This window comes from Lentimicrobium sp. L6, assembly GCF_013166655.1.
GTDB lineage: Bacteria > Bacteroidota > Bacteroidia > Bacteroidales > UBA12170 > UBA12170.
The window spans coordinates 44,620-65,586 of the sequence record NZ_JABKCA010000003.1 but is presented as its reverse complement, the minus strand read 5'-3'; the positions used below and the strand labels follow the sequence as shown (position 1 = coordinate 65,586).

The 20,967-nt window shown below is 35.4% G+C and carries 17 protein-coding genes; 11 read left to right on the top strand and 6 right to left on the bottom strand.

The window, feature by feature from the left end:
- Positions 1 to 208: 208 nt before the first annotated feature.
- The 8 genes from HNS38_RS01480 (at position 209) to HNS38_RS01445 (ending at position 6,708) form a co-directional block, all read left to right on the top strand.
- The gene (locus tag HNS38_RS01480) at positions 209 to 745 is read left to right on the top strand and encodes a hypothetical protein (RefSeq protein ID WP_172277951.1); all 537 of its coding nucleotides are present in this window, start codon (positions 209 to 211) and stop codon (positions 743 to 745) included.
- Positions 746 to 862: 117 nt separating this feature from the next.
- Positions 863 to 1,654, top strand: a complete 792-nt coding sequence (locus HNS38_RS01475) for a bifunctional 2-polyprenyl-6-hydroxyphenol methylase/3-demethylubiquinol 3-O-methyltransferase UbiG (protein ID WP_172277953.1) — start codon at positions 863 to 865, stop codon at positions 1,652 to 1,654.
- Positions 1,655 to 1,758: 104 nt separating this feature from the next.
- On the top strand, positions 1,759 to 3,105 hold the full coding sequence (gene gldE, locus HNS38_RS01470) for a gliding motility-associated protein GldE (RefSeq protein WP_216663610.1): 1,347 nt from the start codon (positions 1,759 to 1,761) through the stop codon (positions 3,103 to 3,105).
- Between the two features lies 1 nt (position 3,106).
- Positions 3,107 to 3,688 (top strand): gliding motility lipoprotein GldD, encoded by a 582-nt coding sequence (gene gldD / locus HNS38_RS01465; protein ID WP_172277955.1) that lies wholly within the window; start codon positions 3,107 to 3,109, stop codon positions 3,686 to 3,688.
- Positions 3,689 to 3,771: 83 nt separating this feature from the next.
- A complete protein-coding gene (scpB, locus tag HNS38_RS01460; protein WP_172277957.1) occupies positions 3,772 to 4,551 on the top strand; it encodes a methylmalonyl-CoA decarboxylase in 780 nt (259 codons plus the stop codon).
- A 93-nt stretch (positions 4,552 to 4,644) separates the two neighbouring features.
- Positions 4,645 to 5,481 carry a deoxyribose-phosphate aldolase gene (gene deoC / locus HNS38_RS01455; protein ID WP_172345863.1) on the top strand — a complete coding sequence of 279 codons (837 nt, stop codon included), beginning with the start codon at positions 4,645 to 4,647 and terminating at the stop codon, positions 5,479 to 5,481.
- Between the two features lie 8 nt (positions 5,482 to 5,489).
- Positions 5,490 to 6,299, top strand: a complete 810-nt coding sequence (locus tag HNS38_RS01450; protein ID WP_172277961.1) for a T9SS type A sorting domain-containing protein — start codon at positions 5,490 to 5,492, stop codon at positions 6,297 to 6,299.
- 4 nt (positions 6,300 to 6,303) lie between these two features.
- Entirely contained in the window at positions 6,304 to 6,708 is a 405-nt protein-coding gene (locus HNS38_RS01445; RefSeq protein ID WP_172277963.1) for a hypothetical protein, read from the top strand.
- A gap of 70 nt (positions 6,709 to 6,778) precedes the next feature.
- Here the strand turns inward: HNS38_RS01445 and HNS38_RS01440 are convergent, their stop codons facing one another.
- Genes HNS38_RS01440 through HNS38_RS01425 form a run of 4 tightly spaced genes read right to left on the bottom strand, consistent with a single transcriptional unit; the run spans position 6,779 to position 13,220 of the window.
- A complete protein-coding gene (locus HNS38_RS01440; RefSeq protein WP_172277965.1) occupies positions 6,779 to 8,197 on the bottom strand; it encodes an efflux transporter outer membrane subunit in 1,419 nt (472 codons plus the stop codon).
- A 19-nt stretch (positions 8,198 to 8,216) separates the two neighbouring features.
- On the bottom strand, positions 8,217 to 11,387 hold the full coding sequence (locus HNS38_RS01435; RefSeq protein ID WP_172277967.1) for an efflux RND transporter permease subunit: 3,171 nt from the start codon (positions 11,385 to 11,387) through the stop codon (positions 8,217 to 8,219).
- Positions 11,388 to 11,399: 12 nt separating this feature from the next.
- A complete protein-coding gene (locus tag HNS38_RS01430; RefSeq protein ID WP_172277969.1) occupies positions 11,400 to 12,560 on the bottom strand; it encodes an efflux RND transporter periplasmic adaptor subunit in 1,161 nt (386 codons plus the stop codon).
- Between the two features lie 18 nt (positions 12,561 to 12,578).
- Positions 12,579 to 13,220: a potassium channel family protein gene (locus tag HNS38_RS01425; RefSeq protein WP_172277971.1), complete on the bottom strand. Its 642-nt coding sequence runs from the start codon at positions 13,218 to 13,220 to the stop codon at positions 12,579 to 12,581.
- 222 nt (positions 13,221 to 13,442) lie between these two features.
- On the opposite strand from HNS38_RS01425, the gene HNS38_RS01420 reads away from it, so the two are divergent.
- The 3 genes from HNS38_RS01420 (at position 13,443) to HNS38_RS01410 (ending at position 15,985) form a co-directional block, all read left to right on the top strand.
- A complete protein-coding gene (locus HNS38_RS01420) occupies positions 13,443 to 13,658 on the top strand; it encodes a hypothetical protein (RefSeq protein WP_172277973.1) in 216 nt (71 codons plus the stop codon).
- A 118-nt stretch (positions 13,659 to 13,776) separates the two neighbouring features.
- Entirely contained in the window at positions 13,777 to 14,451 is a 675-nt protein-coding gene (locus tag HNS38_RS01415; protein WP_172277975.1) for a cell division ATP-binding protein FtsE, read from the top strand.
- Between the two features lie 265 nt (positions 14,452 to 14,716).
- Positions 14,717 to 15,985: a DUF2851 family protein gene (locus tag HNS38_RS01410; protein WP_172277977.1), complete on the top strand. Its 1,269-nt coding sequence runs from the start codon at positions 14,717 to 14,719 to the stop codon at positions 15,983 to 15,985.
- A gap of 51 nt (positions 15,986 to 16,036) precedes the next feature.
- On the opposite strand, the gene HNS38_RS01405 is transcribed toward HNS38_RS01410, so the two are convergent.
- Entirely contained in the window at positions 16,037 to 18,526 is a 2,490-nt protein-coding gene (locus HNS38_RS01405; RefSeq protein ID WP_172277979.1) for an Ig-like domain-containing protein, read from the bottom strand.
- Between the two features lie 252 nt (positions 18,527 to 18,778).
- A complete protein-coding gene (locus tag HNS38_RS01400; RefSeq protein ID WP_172277981.1) occupies positions 18,779 to 20,839 on the bottom strand; it encodes an HD family phosphohydrolase in 2,061 nt (686 codons plus the stop codon).
- Positions 20,840 to 20,967: the final 128 nt, after the last annotated feature.

Below are 20,967 nucleotides of genomic sequence, written 5' to 3'. Positions count from 1 at the left end.
AAAGAAGCACTAAGAAATTTAAATAGCTGATTGTAGTCTATTTTAAGGGCGCAAATTTAATATAAAAGCCTTGAAAACGCGAATAATAATTTCTAATCTAGAAATGACTTCATTGAGCTGATAATAGCCAATAATTTATTAATATTCATCCCTGATTTAACAAACCCGTCATTTTTCTCTACTTTTGATATTATTGAAAAGGAATAACATGAAAAAAACACTATTAATTCTGTTTAGTATCATTACTATTAACCTCTATTCACAGGATAAAGATTATTCATTTTTCACACAAAAAAATCAACATAGTTTTTCATTAGAGCCATTAGCAGTTTCATATGATTACACCTATAGATTTTCTGAACAATTTGGAGTAGGTGCCCGATTAAAAACGGGTATAGGATTTCGATTTCCAATTTCCACATATATTGATTTTGATATTATTGACCTCATCACATTACAAATTCAATACAGGTTTTTATTTCCAGAAAAATTCCATATTGATATAGGTCCTGAGATATCATTAGGAACCATGGATGGTTTCAATGATATTATTGGATTAAATTATGGCTTTAGTGCAGCAGGATTTTACCATTATAAAAGATTTCAGTTTGGATTAAGAATTCATGGAGTAATGTACTATGATTATCATAATGAATACGACAACGATGGGAATCATCAACAATCAATAGAAGAAACTGTTTTCGAGGTATTAATTACTCCTATTGTAATCGGATTCAATTTCTAAAAAGTGAATTTATTATTCTTTCTAATAAGAATTAACAAGATTTTGAATAATTCGGCATGTCTATCTTAACTGTAAATTCTAAATAAAGATTACTTTTGCTGCAAACAATAATGAATCATGGCCTTCGATTTCCATACCAAGAAAGCAGTTTATTTCAATCAGCAATTTGAGCACAGTAGAGATTATATCATTCCTTTTGTGGAGGAGTTTCTTGGAGAAAAGAAACCATTAAGCATTTGTGAAGTAGGTTCTGCGGAGGCTGGCGTGTTAAAGGCTTTTACTGAAATTGGACATCATGCCGTAGGTATAGAATTAAGTAGTGGACGAGTAAAACTAGCCAAAGAGTTTATGGCTGAGGAAATTTCTCAAAATAAAGTACGATTCTTCAATAAAGACATTCATGATATCACCAAAGAAGAATTGGGACAAGGTTTTGATTTAATTATTCTCAAAGATGTGATAGAACATGTTCATGATCAGGAGAAAATGCTAAAGCAGTTGGCTTCATTGTTAAATGAAAATGGAATTATTTTTATAGGAATGCCACCTTGGTGTATGCCTTTTGGTGGTCACCAGCAGATGTTACAAAACAAGTGGCTTTCAAAACTCCCTTACTATCATATCTTACCACGGCCAATATACAAAACCATGTTAAAGATGGGTGATAAAAGACAAGGAGTTGTTGACGGATTACTAGAAGTGAAAGATACCCAGATAAGCATCAACAGATTTTATAGAATTTCAAAAAAAGCCCAACTCAAAGTACTCAAAAAACAGTTTTACCTGATCAACCCCAATTATAAATATAAATTTGGTCTACAGGCTCGAAAACAATCTGCTATAATATCTGGCATCCCCTATTTACGTGATTTCTTAACTACCACAGCCTACTTTGTACTAGGCAAATAGGTACTTCTCCCATTAAAAAAAAAGAATTCATATTTTTTTTCCTGCATTAAGAAATCTAATATAAAAACACTTATTTTTGCATTCATAATCAACACTCAATTACATTGGAACAAATTGACGATCCTTTACCGGGTTTATTTATCCTACTGAATTCTATTTTTCACGCTCCCACGGACTTTAGCCTATATTTTGCCCTACTGGGACTGTTTTTTCTTTTAATGATTTCCGCATTAATTTCGGGTAGCGAAACCGCATTCTTTTCTTTAAGCAGTAGCCAATTAGAAGAAATATATGTGATGGACAACAGCAAAAGTCAAAGAATCATCAAACTTCTAAACAAACCTAAACAATTACTAGCCACCATCTTAATAGCCAATAACTTTATAAATGTGGCCATTGTAATCTTATCTGCCTATATCACTGGTATGGTATTTAATTTTTCTGGCTTTCCAATTCTTGGGTTTATTATTGAAGTGGTCATTGTTACTTTTCTCTTACTTCTATTGGGAGAAATCACACCAAAAGTATACGCCAATCAATACAATATACGATTTGCGCTTCAGGTGTCAAATCCTATCTACATCATTCATAATGCCATAAAACCACTTAGCAGAATATTGGCTTTTAGCACTTCTGTAGTTGACCGAAGAATCTCAAAAAAAGGTCATGACATTAGCAAAAGCGAATTGGATGATGCTATTGAGTTGACAAGTGGTGACATCACCTACGAAGAAGAAAAAAGCATGCTAAAGGGAATTGTAAAATTCTCCGATATGGAAACCTCTGAAATCATGAAAGCGAGAGTTGACATATCTGCCATAGATCTAGAAGATGAATATGCTGACATATTGAAATTACTGATACAATCTGGATATAGTAGAATTCCTGTTTATAAAGAATCACTAGACCAGATTAAAGGCATCCTCTATATTAAAGACCTACTTCCATATTTAAATGAAAAACCTAATTTTGAATGGCAAGAATTGATAAGACCAGCATTCTTCGTTCCTGAAAACAAAAAAATAAACGAATTGCTACAAGAGTTCCGTCAAAAGAAGATCCACCTTGCTATTGTTGTAGACGAATATGGAGGAACTTCAGGCTTAGTAACTTTAGAGGATATTCTAGAAGAAATAGTGGGCGAAATCAATGATGAATTTGATGATTTAGAATCAGATGTAGACTTTGAAAAAATTGATGATTACACTTATGTATTTGAAGCCAAAACTTCTATCAACGATTTTTGTAAAGTATTAAAGATTGACGATGATATTTTTGATGAAGTTGAAGGTGACTACGACACAATAGCTGGGCTTGTTTTGGAGTTATATGGAAACATTCCCAAGAAAGGAATGAAAGTGATGCACCATCAATATACTTTTGAGGTTATTACACTAGATTACAAAAGAATAAAAAAGATTAAAGTATTCATTGAGCATAAGGAGGAATAAATTGAAAGCATTTGGAAATATTATTATCGGATTGGTTATTATACTCGTATTCTCGAATTGCCAAAACGACTACCAGCCTAAACCTAGGGGATATTTCAGAATAGAGTTACCTGCCAATAAATATCAAAGATTTCAGGCTACTAACTATCCCTATAGCTTCGATGTTTCTACCTATGCCAATATTATTCCGCCAAGAATTGATCCTGAAAAATATTGGATCAATATCAGTTACCCAAAGTTCAAAGCAAAATTACATATCAGTTACAAACCCATCATTAATAATCTGGATACTCTTTTAAATGATGTTCATAAAATGATGAATAAACATATTCCTAAAGCCAATGCCATTAATGAACAAATGTATTTGAACCCGGAATTAGATGTTTATGGAATCACCTATCAAATATTAGGTTCGGAAGCCGCCTCCCCCTATCAATTCTATTTAACAGATAGCACCTCCCATTTTCTTAGAGGAGCGCTATACTTTAACTTCTCCCCCAATAACGACTCATTAAAACCTGTTATCGAATTCATTGAAAAAGATATGGCGAGACTTATTGAGAGCTTTGAGTGGAATAGGTAGATTGACAACAAAGACATTTTCCTTTTCAATTGTATTAATTCAGAGTTTTCACTAAATTTGAGATTCACTAAAGAATCTTGAAGATGGCATATATTCTAAAAACAATCCAAAACCAAATAGGAATCATTACATTTAATAATGATGCGAAGCGAAATTCACTGAATGTTGAATTACTTGAAGAATTTACCAAAGCCTTTGATGAATTTGAAGAAAAGCAACTCAGAGTGGTTATCATACGAAGCAATAAAGGCTCTAAAGTTTGGTCGGCTGGACTAGCCATAAATGAGCTTCCTGAGCCCGGAAAAGATCCTCTTCCTTTTAATCATCCCTTAGAGATGCTCATGAGAAAAATTGAAGACTTTTCTGGTCCAGTTATAGCCATGATAGAAGGTTCAGTTTGGGGAGGAGCCTGTGATTTGGCTTTCAGTTCTGATATTCTCATTGGGACTCCAAAATCATCATTTGCTATTACTCCTGCCAAAATTGGAGTACCCTATAATGCAGCCGGACTTATCCATTTCTTAAACCTGGTGGAAATGAATGTAGCCAAAGAAATGTTTTTTACTGCCAAACCCATTAGTGCAAAAAGAGCCTATAATTTAGGCATCCTCAACCATCTAGTTGATGTGGAAGACCTTGAAGCTTTTGTATTTAAAATGGCCGAAGAAATATCACTAAACTCCCCTCTAGCTATCTCTATTATTAAAAAACAATTGAATACCTTGGGAAAATCTCGCCCTATGAATCCTGTTGTATTCGAACAAATTAACGATTTAAGAAACCAAGCCTATAGTAGTGAAGATTTTCTTGAAGGAAGAAATGCTTTTTTAGAAAAAAGAAAACCGGTGTTCAAAGGTCAATAGCTAGATTCGGATTCATTTTGAATAAGAACAGTCTGAAGTGTATAAAACACGGTATTAAGGAAATATTGTATTTTTGCAAAAAAAAAGAAACACATGTTCAATACCTATTCATATACTTCAGAAGAAATTCAAGAAAGAATTCAGAACATCTTGAATAAAGGAAAACAAGATTTTGATCAACAAAAAGCCTATCGTCAGATATTATCATTTATCGACCTAACTACCTTAGAAGGCGCCGACACCAACGAAAAGGCGGCCAATTTAGCCAAACAGGCATGCAATTATGCCAATGCGGAAATGAACATTCCCAATGTGGCTGCAGTTTGTGTATATCCTACTTTAGTGAAAGTGGTAAAAGAGAACCTTACAGATAAAAATATTGGCGTAGCAAGTGTGGCAGGTGCTTTTCCCGCCGGCATGTCTCCAATCGAAATAAAAGTAGCCGAGGTTAAATATGCCGTTACAGAAGGTGCTGACGATATTGACATGGTGCTTTCAAGAGGTAAATTCTTAGAAGGAAAGCTGGAGGAGGTCCAAAAAGAAGTAAAGTCTATTAAAGAAGTTTGTGGTGCTGCCCATTTAAAAGTAATTCTCGAAACAGGCGAGTTAAAGTCCGTTGAGAATATTAGAAAAGCGAGCGAATTGAGTATTTTAGGTGGTGGTGACTTCATTAAAACCTCCACAGGAAAAATACCAGTAGCTGCCACTTTAGAAGCTATGTTGGTAATGCTCGACACTATAAAAGAGTATTATGAAAAAACTGGCAAGAAAATTGGGATAAAACCTGCTGGTGGTATTTCAGAACCAGAAGTGGCTATCGACTATTACGTATTAGTGAAAGAAATACTTGGAGAAGACTGGTTAAACAATCATTTATTCAGAATCGGAGCTTCTCGTTTAGCCAATAAAGTATTTGATTTAATCAAGTAAGATAACAAATGAAGAATCTTCAAAACTATATCATCCTCTTTTTGGTTTTTAGCTTTTCTCAGCTAAATGCTCAATCTGGCTTAAGTGAAGCTGAAGATTTTTCGGTGAAAGATGTAACGGGAGAAATGCATTTTCTAAGTTCCTATTTGGAACAAGGGAAAATTGTAGTTCTTCCATTTTTCACCACCACCTGCGGCTCATGCAATATTTATACTCCTGAAATAGTATTATCTCACCAAGATTTCGGTTGTAATCAAGGCGATGTTTTTTTCCTTGGAATCAACTGGGGAGCAAATAATATTGGTGTCACTGATTTTATTTCAGCTCATGCCGTTGGATACCCTTGTGCAAGTGGAACTCAGGGGACAGGGAATGAAGTAAATGAGCTTTATGAGATAGCTTCTCATATTACTTGTTTAGTGATTATGCCCGATGGAGAAATTGCAGGTCAATTTTACGGTCCCAATGCTTTTCCAACTCGCGATTCTCTCAATTCACTTTTACTTAGCTTAGGAGCTGAATTGTATGACTGCAGTGTTGGAACATCAGAATTAAACAACCAAAGAAACAGGATAGAAATAAGCCCAAATCCTGTGAATCAGCATACAAATCTATATTTAGAGGTAGAATTCTCAGGGTCTTTCAAAATAGAATTACTCAATATTAGTGGCCAAATTTTAAATTCCTTCCCCATATATCTTGATTCGCATCAACAAATCATTAAATTAAACCTTGAAGCCTATTCGGAAGGCTTATATTTCATTCAGATAAGGCATAAAAGCCAAATCATTGCTTCCGAAAAGCTTGTAAAAATTTAAATACATGAAAAAAGGGATTATCATTTTAAGCCTTTTAATATCTGCGATCTGGATTTTCCAATCATGCACCAAAGAAAATGATCTTTTTGGCGACGGAGATGTGAGAGAAGAATATGTTGGAGATTGGACAGCAAACGATCAATGTTCCAAGCAAACTTATGGAGTGAATATTGTACTTGACGAATTCAATTCTACCCAAGTCATCATTTCAAATTTCGCCAATTTAGGATACTCAGCAGAAGCAGTTATAGCTGGAAACTCTATCTATGTTGAAAGCCAAGATATTGGAGGCGGATATTCTGTGAGTGGAAATGGAAAACTTACAGGCTCAATCATCACTTGGACTTCTTATAGATTTGAATCTGAAGGTAACAGTGCTGATTGCATCTGTACATACACAGAAAACTAAAAGAAAAAAGATTTTAATCATAAAAAAACCGACATAAAAATGTCGGTTTTTTTTAACCTAAGTCTTATTACTATTTTGCTTGTTCAGCTTGATAAGCCTGTTCTTCTTCACTATTTAACCAACCTCCACCAAGTGATTTATACAGCGCAACATAAGAATTTAAAAGCTCTTGATTAATCTCAGTTAATTTAAGTTCTGCTTCAAAAGCAGATCTTTCATTCTCTAAAACTTCCAAATAACTCGTCACACCTTTGTCATAACGAAGTGCACTCAATTTAGCAGCGTTAGCAGTAGCTTTAAAATGAATTTCCCTAGCTTCCAATTCATCAGTATAGCTTGAAATATTAATTAATGCGTCCTCTACTTCTTTAAAAGCGTACAATACTACATTTTCGTAGTTGAGTATCATTTCTTCAGCTTTATATCTCTCTACCTCTACTCTCCTTTTATTTTTTCCAAAATTAAAAAGAGGACTCAAAAGGCTGGCTCCTGCTGACCAGGCCATTCCTCCGGTAGTGAGAGATGCTAAGTCGTTACTAGCTGCGCCAAATAAACCAGTAATGCTAATACTTGGAAAGCGAGCAGCAATAGCTGCACCAATTTGAGCATTTTGTGATTTAAATTGAGCCTCAGCTTGTGCAATATCAGGGCGTCTTCTTAGCAGTTCTGAAGGCAACCCTGTTGGTATTTCAATAGGTAAAGCCTGATCTTCTAAATTAGTATACTGAACTAATAATCGTGGATTTTCACCAGCCAAAACACTTAATGCGTACTGAGTTTGAATAACTGCTCTTTCGTAGGAAGGAACCGCTGCAGAGGCCACAGCCCATTGAGCTTCAGCTTGGTTCACATCGATTTCAGGAACAATTCCCTCATCAAACCTCATTTGAATTATATCTAAGGAATTCTTTCTGAGTTCAACGGTAATCTTAGAAATTTCGAGGCGTTTTCTATAATCCAATAGCTCAAAATACAAAGTACTTAGATCAGAGATTAAAGAAATCTGCATACTTCTCATTCCATATTCAGAGGCTAACAGATCTGCCTGAGCAGCTTCGCTTAACCGCCTATACTTCCCCCAGAAATCGAGTTCCCAAGAAAGCGAAGGTGTCACATAAAACGAATTATCGGCAGCTGACATTTTATTGCCAGCTCCTAAGAAATTTCCTCTGGAAGCACCTGCCGAAATATCGAAAACAGGAAGCATATCGGCTTTTGTCATGCCATAATATGCTCTTGCTTGTTCAATTCTCTTTGCTGCCATTAAGACATCCTTATTATAAATTAAGGAATGTACGACAAGAGTATCGAGAACAGGATCGTCGAAAATCTCCCACCATTTTAAATTAATAGAATCAGTGGTGATATTTGCTCCCAAGTAGGCTTGTGGTGATTCCACCTCTATCTTTTGAAATTTTGGTCCCATCATACAAGAGCTTAAAAAAGCTGTAAGGACACCAAAAACTATGATATATTTTAATATTTTCATTTGTCTTATTTTAAATCTACTATTCAGCTTTTATTGCTTCTTGCTCTAATGCTAATTTTCTATCACGTTGTTTTTCGTAACCAAACAACTTACCAATAGCTACAAAAAGCATTGGATACATAAACACTCCTAGAAGTGTTGCTAATCCCATACCTCCTAACAGAGCCATTCCCATCACTTTTCTAGATTCAGCACCAGAACCTGTTGCTACAACCAATGGAAATACACCTAAAATAAAACTAAAGGCAGTCATCAAAATTGGTCGGAAACGAGAACGAGCCGCACTTAAAGCCGCTTCAACTAGAGAAATACCCTTATCAAACTCGTCCTTTGCAAACTCCACAATCAAAATGGCATTTTTAGCTGCCATACCTATAAGCATCACAAATGACACTTGCGCAAAAATATTATTCTCAAAAGTTTCACTCCCCAAACGAGCCACCCAAAGTGCAAATAAGGCACCAAAAATGGCAAATGGAGTTCCTAGCAAAATACTTAATGGCAATGACCAACTTTCGTATTGAGCTGATAATATAAGGAATACAAATATTAAAGAAAAGGTTAAGATAATACCTAAGGAACCTGAAGCTTTCTTTTCTTGATAAGACATCGCGTTCCATGCGTAACTCATGTCACTTGGTAATACATCGGCTGCGACTTCCTCAAGAGCTGACATTGTTTGTGCAGAGGTAAATCCTGTAGCTGGAGATCCTGTAACCTCAACAGCTCTAAATAAGTTAAATCGATTGGTATATTCAGGTCCAGCAATAGGTTTAATGGTAACAATCGTAGCTAATGGCACCATTTCTCCTATATTATTTCTGATAAAGAAATTACTGATGTCAGATTCTTTGTTTCTATACTGGGGTTCTGCTTGAATATAGGTTTTATATAAACGACCAAAACGAGTAAAGTCATTTACATAAGCACCACCCATAAAAGCACCAACCGTTTGGTATAAATCGCTTAAGCTGATTCCCATTTTCAATGCCTTTTCCTTGTCAACATCCATATAACGCTGCGGAACAGTCGCCTGAAAGGTAGAAAAAGCACTTCCTACTTCAGGTCTAGCATTGGCTTCTTTGATAAACTTCATCATATTCTCAGATAAGTATTGAGGGGTATTTCCTCCCTTATCTTGCAACATGATACTAAATCCAGAACCACTGCCTAAACCAGGAATAGCTGGAGGACCAAAAGCAAAAGCCTGAGCCTCTTTTATACCTACATGTAATTCACCATTTATTTCACGAATTAAATCTTTGGCTGTTTTCTCTCTGGTACTCCAATCTTTCAAACTGGCAAAAAGGAAACCAGTATTAGAAGACATCGCACCACTTAACAGGGAGAATCCCGTAGCTGTAGATATATACTCAACCTCTGGGTGCTTCATTAATATCTGCTCAATTTTCTTGGCTACCACATCGGTTCTTTGTAATGAAGAAGCATCTGGTAATTGGATATTCACGAAGAAATATCCCATGTCTTCTTCAGGAATAAATCCACCAGGAACTAGTTTTCCGAAGAAACCAGCAGCCACAGAAATTAATAAAATAAATATAGCCGAACGCTTCAATTTACGAGTTACAACTGAAGTAAAGCTCATATATGCATCTGTTGTCTTGTTCATTCCGTTATTAAACTTAGCAAAGAACCATCCCAAAGGACCTTTATAAGGCTTGGGCTCTTTCAACAATAGAGAACATAAAGCCGGACTAAGTGTAAGTGCGTTCACAGAAGAAACGAGAACAGAAACCACAATAGTAATAGCAAACTGCTGATAAAGCAAACCGGTAATACCTGCCATCCCTGCTACCGGAATAAAAACTGCGACCAATACTAAGGTTGTTGCAATAACAGGAGCAGTTACTTTACGCATGGCATCTAAAGTGGCTTCTTTGGCTTTCATGCCTTTGCTAATATTAACCTGAACAGCCTCTACTACGACAATAGCATCATCCACTACAATACCAATGGCTAATACCAGTCCTAATAGTGAAAGTACATTAATAGTGAAACCTAATAATGGGAAGAATATAAATGCGCCTACCAAAGAAACTGGTATAGCAAGAGTTGGAATTAAGGTTGCTCGCCAGTCCTGTATAAAGATGAATACCACTAAAATTACTAAAATTAAAGCAATGATTAGTGTAACTATAATATCTTTAATACCAGCCGTAATTGGTGCCGTAGAATCTAAAGACACATCATATTTTACAGACTCTGGAAAGTTCGTCTTAAGAAGATCCATTTCTGCAATTACATTTTGTGCTAACTCAACTGCATTGGAACCCGGAGCTTGATACAAAGCAATGATAGAACAGGTTTCGCCATTTAATCTAGTAAAAGCATTATAAGTTTCCACTCCTAAATCTATGGAGGCTACATCTCTCAATTTCACTTGAGAACCATCGGATTGGGTTCTAACTACAATTTCTCCAAAAGCTTCCGGTGAATTAAACCGCTCTGGCAGTCTTACAGTGTAGGTAAACTCTGTTCCTGCAGGAGCAGGTTCGGCGCCAAACTTACCACCAGGAACTACCACGTTTTGTTCGTTTATGGCATTAAGAATCTCGGGAACAGTTAAGCCCATCTGGGTCAATCTATCAGGTTTAATCCAAATTCTCATGGAATAATCTGAGGCTCCAAGAACATTAACACGCCCGACTCCTTTGATTCTGGCCAACTGATCTTTAATATTTATTAAAGCATAATTACCAAGGAAATCCTGATCATATCTACCATCAGAAGTCAAGGTTACCAGCATTAAAATATTCGGAAGTGATTTTTCAGTGGTTACACCGTATTTCTTAACTGCTTCGGGTAATTTTGCCGTAGCAGCAGAAACACGGTTCTGAGCCAATACGGTGTTCATATCAGGATCAGTCCCCACATCAAATGAAATATCTATCGACATGCTACCATCATTGGCATTTGTAGATTTCATGTAAATCATATTGTCAACACCATTAATCGACTGCTCTAGTGGCGTAGCCATTGATTCTTCAACGTTGAGCGCATTGGCTCCTGTGTATGTTCCTCTCACCTGAACAATAGGTGGAGTTAGATTAGGGTATTGCTCAATTGGCAATCCTAAAAGCATCACGGCACCCACAATCACAATCACAATAGCAATTACCATTGCAACAATAGGCCGGTGCACAAAAAAATTTCCTTTATCTTCTGCCATCTTTTCTCAATTTTATTGTTTAAGGGCCTTGGATTTATAAGTGACCTCTTTGGCAATAACTTTCATTCCATTTCCTACTTTTTGAACACCATCAAAAACCACTTTATCGGTAGACTTTAAGCCCTTTGATACTACCCAGTAATCTTTATACTTAGGTCCCATTTCTACTTGAACAGTCTGAACATGACTGCTATCATCAACAATAAAAACTGAATACTGACCTTGTAATTCAATCACACAAGATTGAGGCACTAGCAAAGCATCCTTTATATCATTTAAATGAGCTCTAACTTTAGCATACTGACCTGGACGTAAGAGACCCTCTGGATTTGGGAAACGCGCCTGAACCAATATGGAACCTGTGCTTGGATTTACTTCTCTATCAATAAATACCACATCACCATGATGCTCAAATATGCTACCATCCGACAATGCCAATTCTAAATATTTATCATCATCAGCTGTTGGACTTTTCGATTTCTCGAGATATCCTTTAAATGCACGGGCCAACATCAAATACTGAGCCTCAGGCAAAAAGAATTCTACATTAACAGAACTCACATCGGAAACAGTATTTAAAATAACAGGATTTGGATCTTGCCCAACAAACTCACCAACTTTGGCGTTGGTTTTACCAATAATTCCATCAATTGGTGAATAGATTTCGGTATAGCCTAATTCAATTTGAGCAATTTCATAATTTGCTTGGGCTGCTGCAACTTGCGCTACACTTGCATCATACTGAGCAACAGCATTATCAAGATCCGACTGACTAACAGCATTTGCTGCAGCAAGAGGTTTATATCTGTTTAAATCATTTTCCGCTTTCACCAAACCGGTTTTTGCTCCAGCTACATCACTCAATTGGCCTGCTACATCAGCTTTATAAGACTGAGCATCAATTGAATAAAGATGATCGCCTTTTTTCACTACTGTTCCTTCTTTAAAATGAATGCCCTCTAGAAACCCTTGAACTCGAGCTCGAATAGGAATATCGTATAAACCATAGGTTTGTCCAATAAACTCATGAGTGATGGGAACATCCTTTTGTAAAACTTGAACCACAGTAACCTGGGTTGGTGGTAGTTGTTTTTTCTGCTCTGTGCAGGAGCTAAAAATAAAAACGGACACTAAAAGCAGAATTAGCGCTCGCAGTAAATTGATGGTTTTCATATTAATTAGTTTTGTTTATTATCTATTTAAAAATTTTCCGATAATGAATGCCATAATAATGGTTAAATATAATTGACCCGATAATCCAAATAAGATACTTGTCATTTTTGCCAAATCACTAACTGGTGAAATATCCCCATAACCAATAGTAGTAAGGGTTATGAAGCTATAATACACAAAATCTGCAATATCTGGACTTGTAATTCCGATACTATCATGATCAAATGTCCAAATTAATGAATTTGTTAAAGTAAACATAACTCCCAACAAAAGGTAAGCGCTAATTGCTTCTAAAATAACCTTAGTATTTACCTCTTTGCTTTGTACAATCTGCTGAATCAGCAAAACAATGGTAGTAAAAAAGACAGAAAGACTTAACACAAACGAAACCAAACTCAAATAACTTCGAGGACTAAAATACATTACCCAAATGAAAATGATACTGATGGCTACTAGAATAAATAAGTACTTTAATTTCTTCTGCTTTTTTCTTTCTATTACCGACAAAATAGATATGGTCATAATACTATAGGCAAGCGGACCAACAAAATCAAAAATAGTGACTCTATCAATTAAAGGGAATACAAAAACAAATAATAATATGCCCGAAAACAGATATATCTGACTTGGTATTTTTTTTAAGATGTGGAATAATTGCATTAAGAAAAAAATTTGATCAAATATAGTAATTATTCGGAATGGTTCTTAATTGATTTAGCCATTTAACTTTAGATTTAAATAACAAAGCTTCTGTCATGATTATCGTACTGTCTATCTTAAACACTCCTTACGTAAATCCCTGAATTAATAGGTCCTATAATGAAATGCTCCATTTTGAACATTCCGAAAGTTTATTTTTGTGCATACAATATTGAGAAAAATATGTCGAATAGTTTGTTTTGCAGTTTAAAATATCAAGAATCTAAATACTCTAAAAATAAAAACAAGGGTATAAAACCATTTGCAGAAGAGATTTCTGGTGAAGAAAATGCAGATAATGTCTTCAAAAAACCTGACATCATTCAAAGCCATAAAAATACAGCAAGTAAATTCAAAAGATTTAAGATTTGGATTAAGAGTTTGAAGCATGGAGCTTGAAGTTATCCAAACTTATCTTTATGCTAAAAGAATATAATAATGGCTCCACTTTGTAATTTGTGAACCCATTTTTTATTTGGCTCATGAAAATACATTATTTTAGCGGCAAAATAATAGCATGAAGCAAAAAACCGTCATTCGATTAGAAGGAGTAGATATTTATCAGGGTGACAGCTTGGTAATGAAGAATGTGAACTACGAACTTAAAACTGGAGAATTCAATTATTTAATTGGCGAAACGGGGAGTGGAAAAAGTAGTTTATTACGTGCGCTTTATGCAGATGTTCCAATTCTAAAAGGGAAAGCTAGTGTTACAGATGTGGATCTTCCTCAAATAAAAGACAAAGAAATTCCATTTTTAAGAAGAAAATTGGGGATTGTATTCCAAGACTTCCAGCTGTTATTTGACAGAAATGTAGAGGAAAACCTGATTTTTGTCATGAAGGCCACAGGTTGGAAAGACAAAGATCATATGAAAGACAAGGTAGCGGAGCTTTTGAGCAAAACAGGTTTGAAAAACAAAGGAAAGAATATGCCCTATCAGCTTTCAGGTGGAGAGCAACAACGCTTAAGTATTGCTCGTGCCTTAGTTAATGATCCACTACTTATACTTGCAGATGAGCCCACTGGAAACCTAGATCCTATCTCCTCTCAGGAAATTATGGACTTACTTTTCCAAATCAGTAGGGAAGATAGAGCGGTTCTTATGGCTACACATGACTACTCCCTATTTGGTAAATATGACTCCACTAAATACCAATGCGCCGAAGGTGAGCTTATTAAGGTAGACTGATAGATTTAGGATTGTAGATTAACGAATCTTGAATTATGATTTATGATTTATGATAGGTTTTTTTGATTTAAGATTTATGATAGGGTCTACTGGTTTATCATTTAAGGTTCAAGAGTTATATTAGGTGATTAAGAATTCTAATGCTGAATATGGTCAACCTCTTTTCTTATTATTTTATCAAAAAAAGCCTCTAATATTCGTTTTCAACTCTTAAAATCAAATAAAAATATTTCGTACCTTGGTCATCCCTAAACTTAAACGTGTCATGACCGAAGCCTTTTTTTACTATTTATGGAGGTATCAACTATTCCATACTCCTTTATTTACAACCGATGGAGAAGATATAAATATCATAAAACCTGGTATTCTAAATACTGACTCTGGCCCTGATTTTTTTAATGCAAAAATCCATATTGGAGAAACTACTTGGGTTGGAAATGTAGAAATTCATGTCCGATCTTCCGATTGGAACAGACACCAACATCAAAAAGACCCAGCATATAACAACACCATCCTTCATGTGGTTTATGAGTGTGATAAGATAGTAAAAACCCAAGATGAACAGCAATTAAAATGTTTGGAACTTAAAGGTAAATTTGATTCATATTCATTAGAAAAGTATGAATACCTACTTCATAATAAAAACTGGATTCCATGCGCTCAACAATTGGAAGGTATTAACGATTTTGAATGGAGCAACTGGCTGGAACGCTTGGCGATAGAACGATTAGAAAACAAATCAGCATCGGTTTCAGAATTATTAGAAAGCGCCTTAATGGATTGGGAAATGGCCTTTTTCATTAGCATTTCGGGATATTTTGGACAAAAGATAAATCAACTTCCTTTTCAAATATTAGCACGTTCTACTCAACCAAATATTCTGGCAAAACATAAAGATCAACTATTTCAAATTGAAGCCCTATTGTTTGGGCAAGCAGGATTATTGGAGGAGGTCAAAGAAGGTGAATATCACCAAAAGTTAAAACAAGAATACGCGTTTTTAAGCAAGAAGTACAAGTTGGTCCCCATGCCAAAGCACTTGTGGAAATATATGAGGTTGCGACCAGCAGCCTTTCCAGATATTAGAATTGCACAATTAGCCTTTTTAATGAGCCGAAGTGACTTTTTATTTAGTAAAATATTGGAAACTTCGGAACTCAAGCAACTCCACCAATTATTTGAATCTCATGCTTCAGCCTTTTGGGATACCCACTATAGATTTGATGTCCCATCCTCCTCAAGAATTAAAAAGCTGGGAGCTGCAAGTAGGATGGGCCTAATGATAAATGCTGTAATTCCATTTCTATTTGTTTATGGAAGAAACAAAGGCGAAAGCAAATATGAAGATAGAGCCATAGGGTTTTTAAGTGAAATTATTGCAGAAAAGAACCAAATCACAAAGAAATTTGCTGAGCTTGGAAAAAAGCCAAAGAACGCATTGGAATCACAAGCCATGATACAGCTTAAAACCCATTATTGCGATTTTAAGAAATGTCTAGATTGTAAAGTTGGAATGCTGATTCTGAAAAACTAAAAAGGCACCCTCCATCAGAAGAATGCCTTTACTTTCTGTTATCTATGAATTTTAATCGCCAATTCCAAATTTATAAATAATAGGACCTTGACCAATTACAACTCCAAGTTCATTTCCGATAAAGCTTACCTTTTCCATTCCATAAATGCTTTCTACTCCAAAAACAGGATCCCAAGAATGACCTCCATCAAGAGTTTGATAAAGCTTAGGCATTTTATTGCTAGTCAACTTATTTATGGTTGCATAACCCTCATTTGCATCTACAAAATGTACCGAATGGAAACCATCGATATCATCAAATTCTAATACTTCCCAAGATTGCCCAGCATTTTCTGTAATTAGAACTAAAGCTGCTCCATTTTCATTCTGTCCCACAATCCACCATTGGTCTTCATTTAATATAGCGGCATCCTCTAAAATATCCTGAAGAGTCACTCCTCCAAATTCATGATCGATCCAACTTAGTCCACCATCATTAGAGGTTAAATAATAACTCTTATCTGCTACATTTTCATCTTGTATACCGTAAACTATAGCTGTATTTCCTCTGGTATAAATTTGAGGAGGGTAACCATATTCATTAGGATGTGGAATTCCATAATCACTTATGGGCTCATGACTTGCCGAGTTGGCACGATATATTTCAAATTGATAGGGTATACCAGTGTCTTTTCCAACAGCTATTATTTCTCCATCCAAATTAGTTCCAATTCCAAATATATCTTTCCATTGAAAGGTAGGCTGGGTATAGAATTCATTTCCATATTCCAACTCTTCAAAACCTAAACCATTATCCGCAGTATGATATACTTTTTGGTTAGAGGTTAGATAAAATCCTTGACCACTGCTATTAAACATATTCATTTTTTCGATGCCCAAATTACTCGCTGTAATTACTTGCCAAGTATCACCGCCATCCACAGTCTTTAAAAGCTTACCGGCACCTGGTTCTGATGTAGTCATCCAAGCATCATTTGACCCAAAGAAAACAAAATCAGTACACCGTGTGTTATCACCAATTCCCAAATCATTTAAATCAATCTCGCTCCAAAATACCTGCTGCAGACTAATCATTGCATCATCCTCAGATATTTTCACGCCTCCAAGCATTTCTTTTACTTTTATTTCATAAGCCCCAGCTTCCAATCCTTCTGTCTCCCATAAGTACTCAAACGGGGCATCATCATCTTGAAAAACCACATCATCATTGATATTAAACACCACTTGATCGGGCACAGAACCTGTATAGCTTGCCGTTAGCATGATATTATTTCCTAAAGCATAATTACTACCATTAATTGGATTATCTAAATAAATAGCATTCCCAAATGGTTCATTATCATAATGTAATAAGGTATCTCTAAAAAGATCAATAAGAAAAGCTTTATCCTCCCTAAACCCCAATACATCTATTAATACACCAACCTCAGCCCTGGAACCAACTATAAAATCCAAATCCCAATACCCATGCACTCCTTCAAGATGAGAGGACAATTGCCCAAAAGCTGTAACATTAGCAAATGGTCCAGCTACACCGTAAAGCAATAATGATATCTCTGGACCTATATCAGCAGTATAATTAACATCCATACTCATATTAGGCGCTGAGAAGTCAGTTGTATAGGTATAATTCGAAATTTCTCTCCAATCATCTTCCAAAGTATATCTCACCCCTAACTCAGCATGAAAATCTTCGCTAGCCCCTGCTGTAAATTCAGCAGTTACACTGCCATCTAATTCCAAAAACAATTCAATGCGAGGATAAAAGACAACAGGAACAGGACCTACCATAAAAGTCCATGGTGTGAAATAAAAACTAGCAAGGGAATACCTTTTCTTATCAATTTCCATAATTCCTGTGGCTTGAGTTTGAATAGAGGCTGCTTGGTCAATAATAACTCCACTTTCAAATAATTTAACCACTGGATGGCCCAGTGACCAGTCCAATTCCCATACCCATTCCCAATCGAAATTAAAGAAGAATTCCATATCTAAAGAAGTATGTCCTTCCATTACAAATTCACCATTGCTTCCACTAATGGATTTTCTGTAATCAAATGAAAAAACTGAAAAATTTGGGTCCTTATGCTCAGACCAGTTAACACCTTCAGCAAAGACTACTTTTTGAATATGACTCCTATTCAATTGACCTGTACTAAACCTGATGCTGGCTTCTTCTGCAATATCAGTTAATACGGCTTGCTCAGTTTGAATAGTTAACTCTCCATCTTTACTATTGATGCTTTTTACTTTTCTTAGATAACCATATGGAGCCATCTCAGAAGCACTATCTACTAAAATACTTCCCACTTCCAGTGTTTTTGTTATTTCAGATTCTCCTTTAAATACAAAAGTAAAATCGCTGGTATCAATCTCAGAAATGATAGCACGTGTGTTTTCATCCATAACATTTGGTGCAACAAACGGAGATTCTCCCTGTGGAATTTCCACTTCAGGTTTTACTTGTTCTTCTTCTTTCTTACAGGAAATAACACCAAAAAGCATCTGGGTAATCAATAATAATAGAATCCATTTTTTCATGACAATCATTTTATTTGTTTTCAGGTCACAAATAAACTCTCAATTACTTCAATGGCCAAAATAAACAGGTAGATTTAAGGTAGACCATAGGTAGAAAAACAAAGAAATTATTACTTCTATACCTATAGACATCAATATGTTAAAAAGAAAAACAAGGTGGCCTTAGAAAACAGAAGCGAGAAGAAGGTTTCTGGCTAACAGTATCACTTACTTACCAAAATAAAACATAAGGAAATGATGATAAAAAAGAATCTAATCTGGGTATTCAATACGAATATGATAGATGGTAAGTAACATTTTCTTGAAAATTTTCTTGATTTGATTGATTTCTTTTAAGGTGATGTCAGCATTATCAAATTGGCCTGATTGCATTTGTCCGGTGATAATTTGATCAACTAGATTACTCAAGATATTCTCATCTGGCTTAGGAATACTCCTACTTGCCGCTTCTATACTATCAGCCATCATCAAAACTGCTGTTTCTTTACTGAATGGAATAGGGCCAGGATAAGTATAAATACTCTCGTCTACTTCTTCCACTCCCTCCTCTTTCACTGCCATTCTATAAAAATACTCTGCCTTTCTATTTCCATGATGCGTTCTTATAAAATCTATAATCATTTCAGGAAGGCGATGCTTTTTTGCCAGCTTAACCCCATATTTCACATGACTAATAATAATTTCTGCAGACTCCTCATAGCTCAACTCGTCGTGAGGATTTACTTGAGTGGTTTGGTTTTCGATAAAATACATGGGATTATACATTTTCCCAATATCATGATAAAGAGCTCCAGCCCTTACTAATAGTGCATTCCCTCCTACTTCTATTAAAGCAGCCTCACAAAGGTTTCCTACCTGAAGACTGTGCTGAAAAGTACCTGGTGCTTTATGAGCCAAATCTCGAAGCAACTTATTATTAGTGTCAGATAACTCCAATAAGGTAAGTGCCGTAATTTGCCCAAACAGTTTTTCAAATAAATAGATAATGGGATAACTAAATAAGGACAAAGCTGCACTAATGGCTAAAAGGTAAAAAGTATCAATTTCAATGTGATTTAAACTCCCATCTCTTACCAAGAGCAAGGCCACATATATAAAAGAATAGGAGAGGAAAATCCATAAGCTTGTTAGATAAAACTGTCGCCGTTTATTTAATCGATGAATAGAAACTATGGTGATAATACCTGTAATTAATTGAAGGAAAATAAAATTATATCCATCTGGGATGAAAGATGAAATAATGATTACTGTGAGCAGATATACAAACATAGCTGTTCTCACATCGAAAAAACTTCTAATAATAATAGCCAATAGTGGGAGTGGCAACAGAAGTATATAATCGGGGTAATTTTGTATGAGAAGGCTTTCTGGAATCACAAAAAGCATCATACTCACCAAAATCAAGAGTATTTGGCTCGAATGACGTAAAATAGAAGGTCTGAATAAGTTTAAGTAGATGGCCAATGATAAAAACACAATGATGATAAGAATCCCCAAACCAATAGTGGTCCATATATACTCTTTAGATCCTCCCACTTGTTTCACAAACTCGGCTCTTAGGGACTCCAGAATCTGATACTTTTCCGTAGTCACCAACTCCCCTTCTGCAATTATTAATTCTCCTTTTTGTATCAAACCATAGGATAATGATAAGTTGGATAATAAGGCCTCTTCCTCTTTGGTGGTCATTAATTCATCATAGGAAACATTTTGGAATAAATGAGCCGCAATAATTTCTTTGGCAATGGTTTGATCTATATTCCCTCCATTTATTAATTCCTGCTCCAGCATATACTGAGCAGTGGAGAGTGTATAAATCGAACTCAAAGGAATAACTGTAGCTTGATTTCCTTTTAAAAGACTCACATGACCATTGGAGTTCCTATTAATAACCGAACTTCTTACCCCTTTTTGTACAAGCAAAGAAAATTTCTGATGGATAAATTCCCAGGTTCTTTTCTTCTTGGCTAGTTTTTCGGCAGCGCCATAATGCTCTGCCCATTTCATTTCAAATTCCTTTTGTATTATTGGCTTTAGAGAGTCTCCAATCTTTTCATCATATCTGTAATAGGGGATTACCTCCATCAGTAGCAATTCCTTTTCTTTTTCAACTTCTTGAGGCGTTTTCAATACCGCAAAATCAAAAGGAGCTATCAAGCTTTGAGAAGTCCAAGGGTATCCCTGACTATAATCATAACTAAAGCGGGCTGTTTTTGGAAAGAAATAAACCATGATTATCATGGCTGCCAAAAACAAAATTACTTTATAGATAATTGTATATCTGTATCTTAGAAAATATATTAATTTCTTCATTCTCCTTTTCAAATAACTTATTTGTGCAAAGTAAAGATAATAATTTCACTAAACAGATGCTAGGCAATAAAACTTGGAAACTTATGCTTAAAAAAAGAATGCCGAAGGTCGAAAAATGTATATTTTTG

Bases quoted from the DNA above. Each gene is read 5' to 3' on its own strand.
- HNS38_RS01440 (WP_172277965.1), bottom strand. From the start codon at position 8,197: ATGAAAATATTAAAATATATCATAGTTTTTGGTGTCCTTACAGCTTTT.
- HNS38_RS01435 (WP_172277967.1), bottom strand. From the start codon at position 11,387: ATGGCAGAAGATAAAGGAAATTTTTTTGTGCACCGGCCTATTGTTGCA.
- HNS38_RS01400 (WP_172277981.1), bottom strand. From the start codon at position 20,839: ATGAAGAAATTAATATATTTTCTAAGATACAGATATACAATTATCTAT.
- HNS38_RS01430 (WP_172277969.1), bottom strand. From the start codon at position 12,560: ATGAAAACCATCAATTTACTGCGAGCGCTAATTCTGCTTTTAGTGTCC.
- HNS38_RS01450 (WP_172277961.1), top strand. From the start codon at position 5,490: ATGAAGAATCTTCAAAACTATATCATCCTCTTTTTGGTTTTTAGCTTT.
- HNS38_RS01425 (WP_172277971.1), bottom strand. From the start codon at position 13,220: ATGCAATTATTCCACATCTTAAAAAAAATACCAAGTCAGATATATCTG.
- deoC (WP_172345863.1), top strand. From the start codon at position 4,645: ATGTTCAATACCTATTCATATACTTCAGAAGAAATTCAAGAAAGAATT.
- scpB (WP_172277957.1), top strand. From the start codon at position 3,772: ATGGCATATATTCTAAAAACAATCCAAAACCAAATAGGAATCATTACA.
- HNS38_RS01480 (WP_172277951.1), top strand. From the start codon at position 209: ATGAAAAAAACACTATTAATTCTGTTTAGTATCATTACTATTAACCTC.
- HNS38_RS01415 (WP_172277975.1), top strand. From the start codon at position 13,777: ATGAAGCAAAAAACCGTCATTCGATTAGAAGGAGTAGATATTTATCAG.
- HNS38_RS01420 (WP_172277973.1), top strand. From the start codon at position 13,443: ATGTCGAATAGTTTGTTTTGCAGTTTAAAATATCAAGAATCTAAATAC.
- HNS38_RS01405 (WP_172277979.1), bottom strand. From the start codon at position 18,526: ATGAAAAAATGGATTCTATTATTATTGATTACCCAGATGCTTTTTGGT.
- HNS38_RS01445 (WP_172277963.1), top strand. From the start codon at position 6,304: ATGAAAAAAGGGATTATCATTTTAAGCCTTTTAATATCTGCGATCTGG.
- HNS38_RS01410 (WP_172277977.1), top strand. From the start codon at position 14,717: ATGACCGAAGCCTTTTTTTACTATTTATGGAGGTATCAACTATTCCAT.
- HNS38_RS01475 (WP_172277953.1), top strand. From the start codon at position 863: ATGGCCTTCGATTTCCATACCAAGAAAGCAGTTTATTTCAATCAGCAA.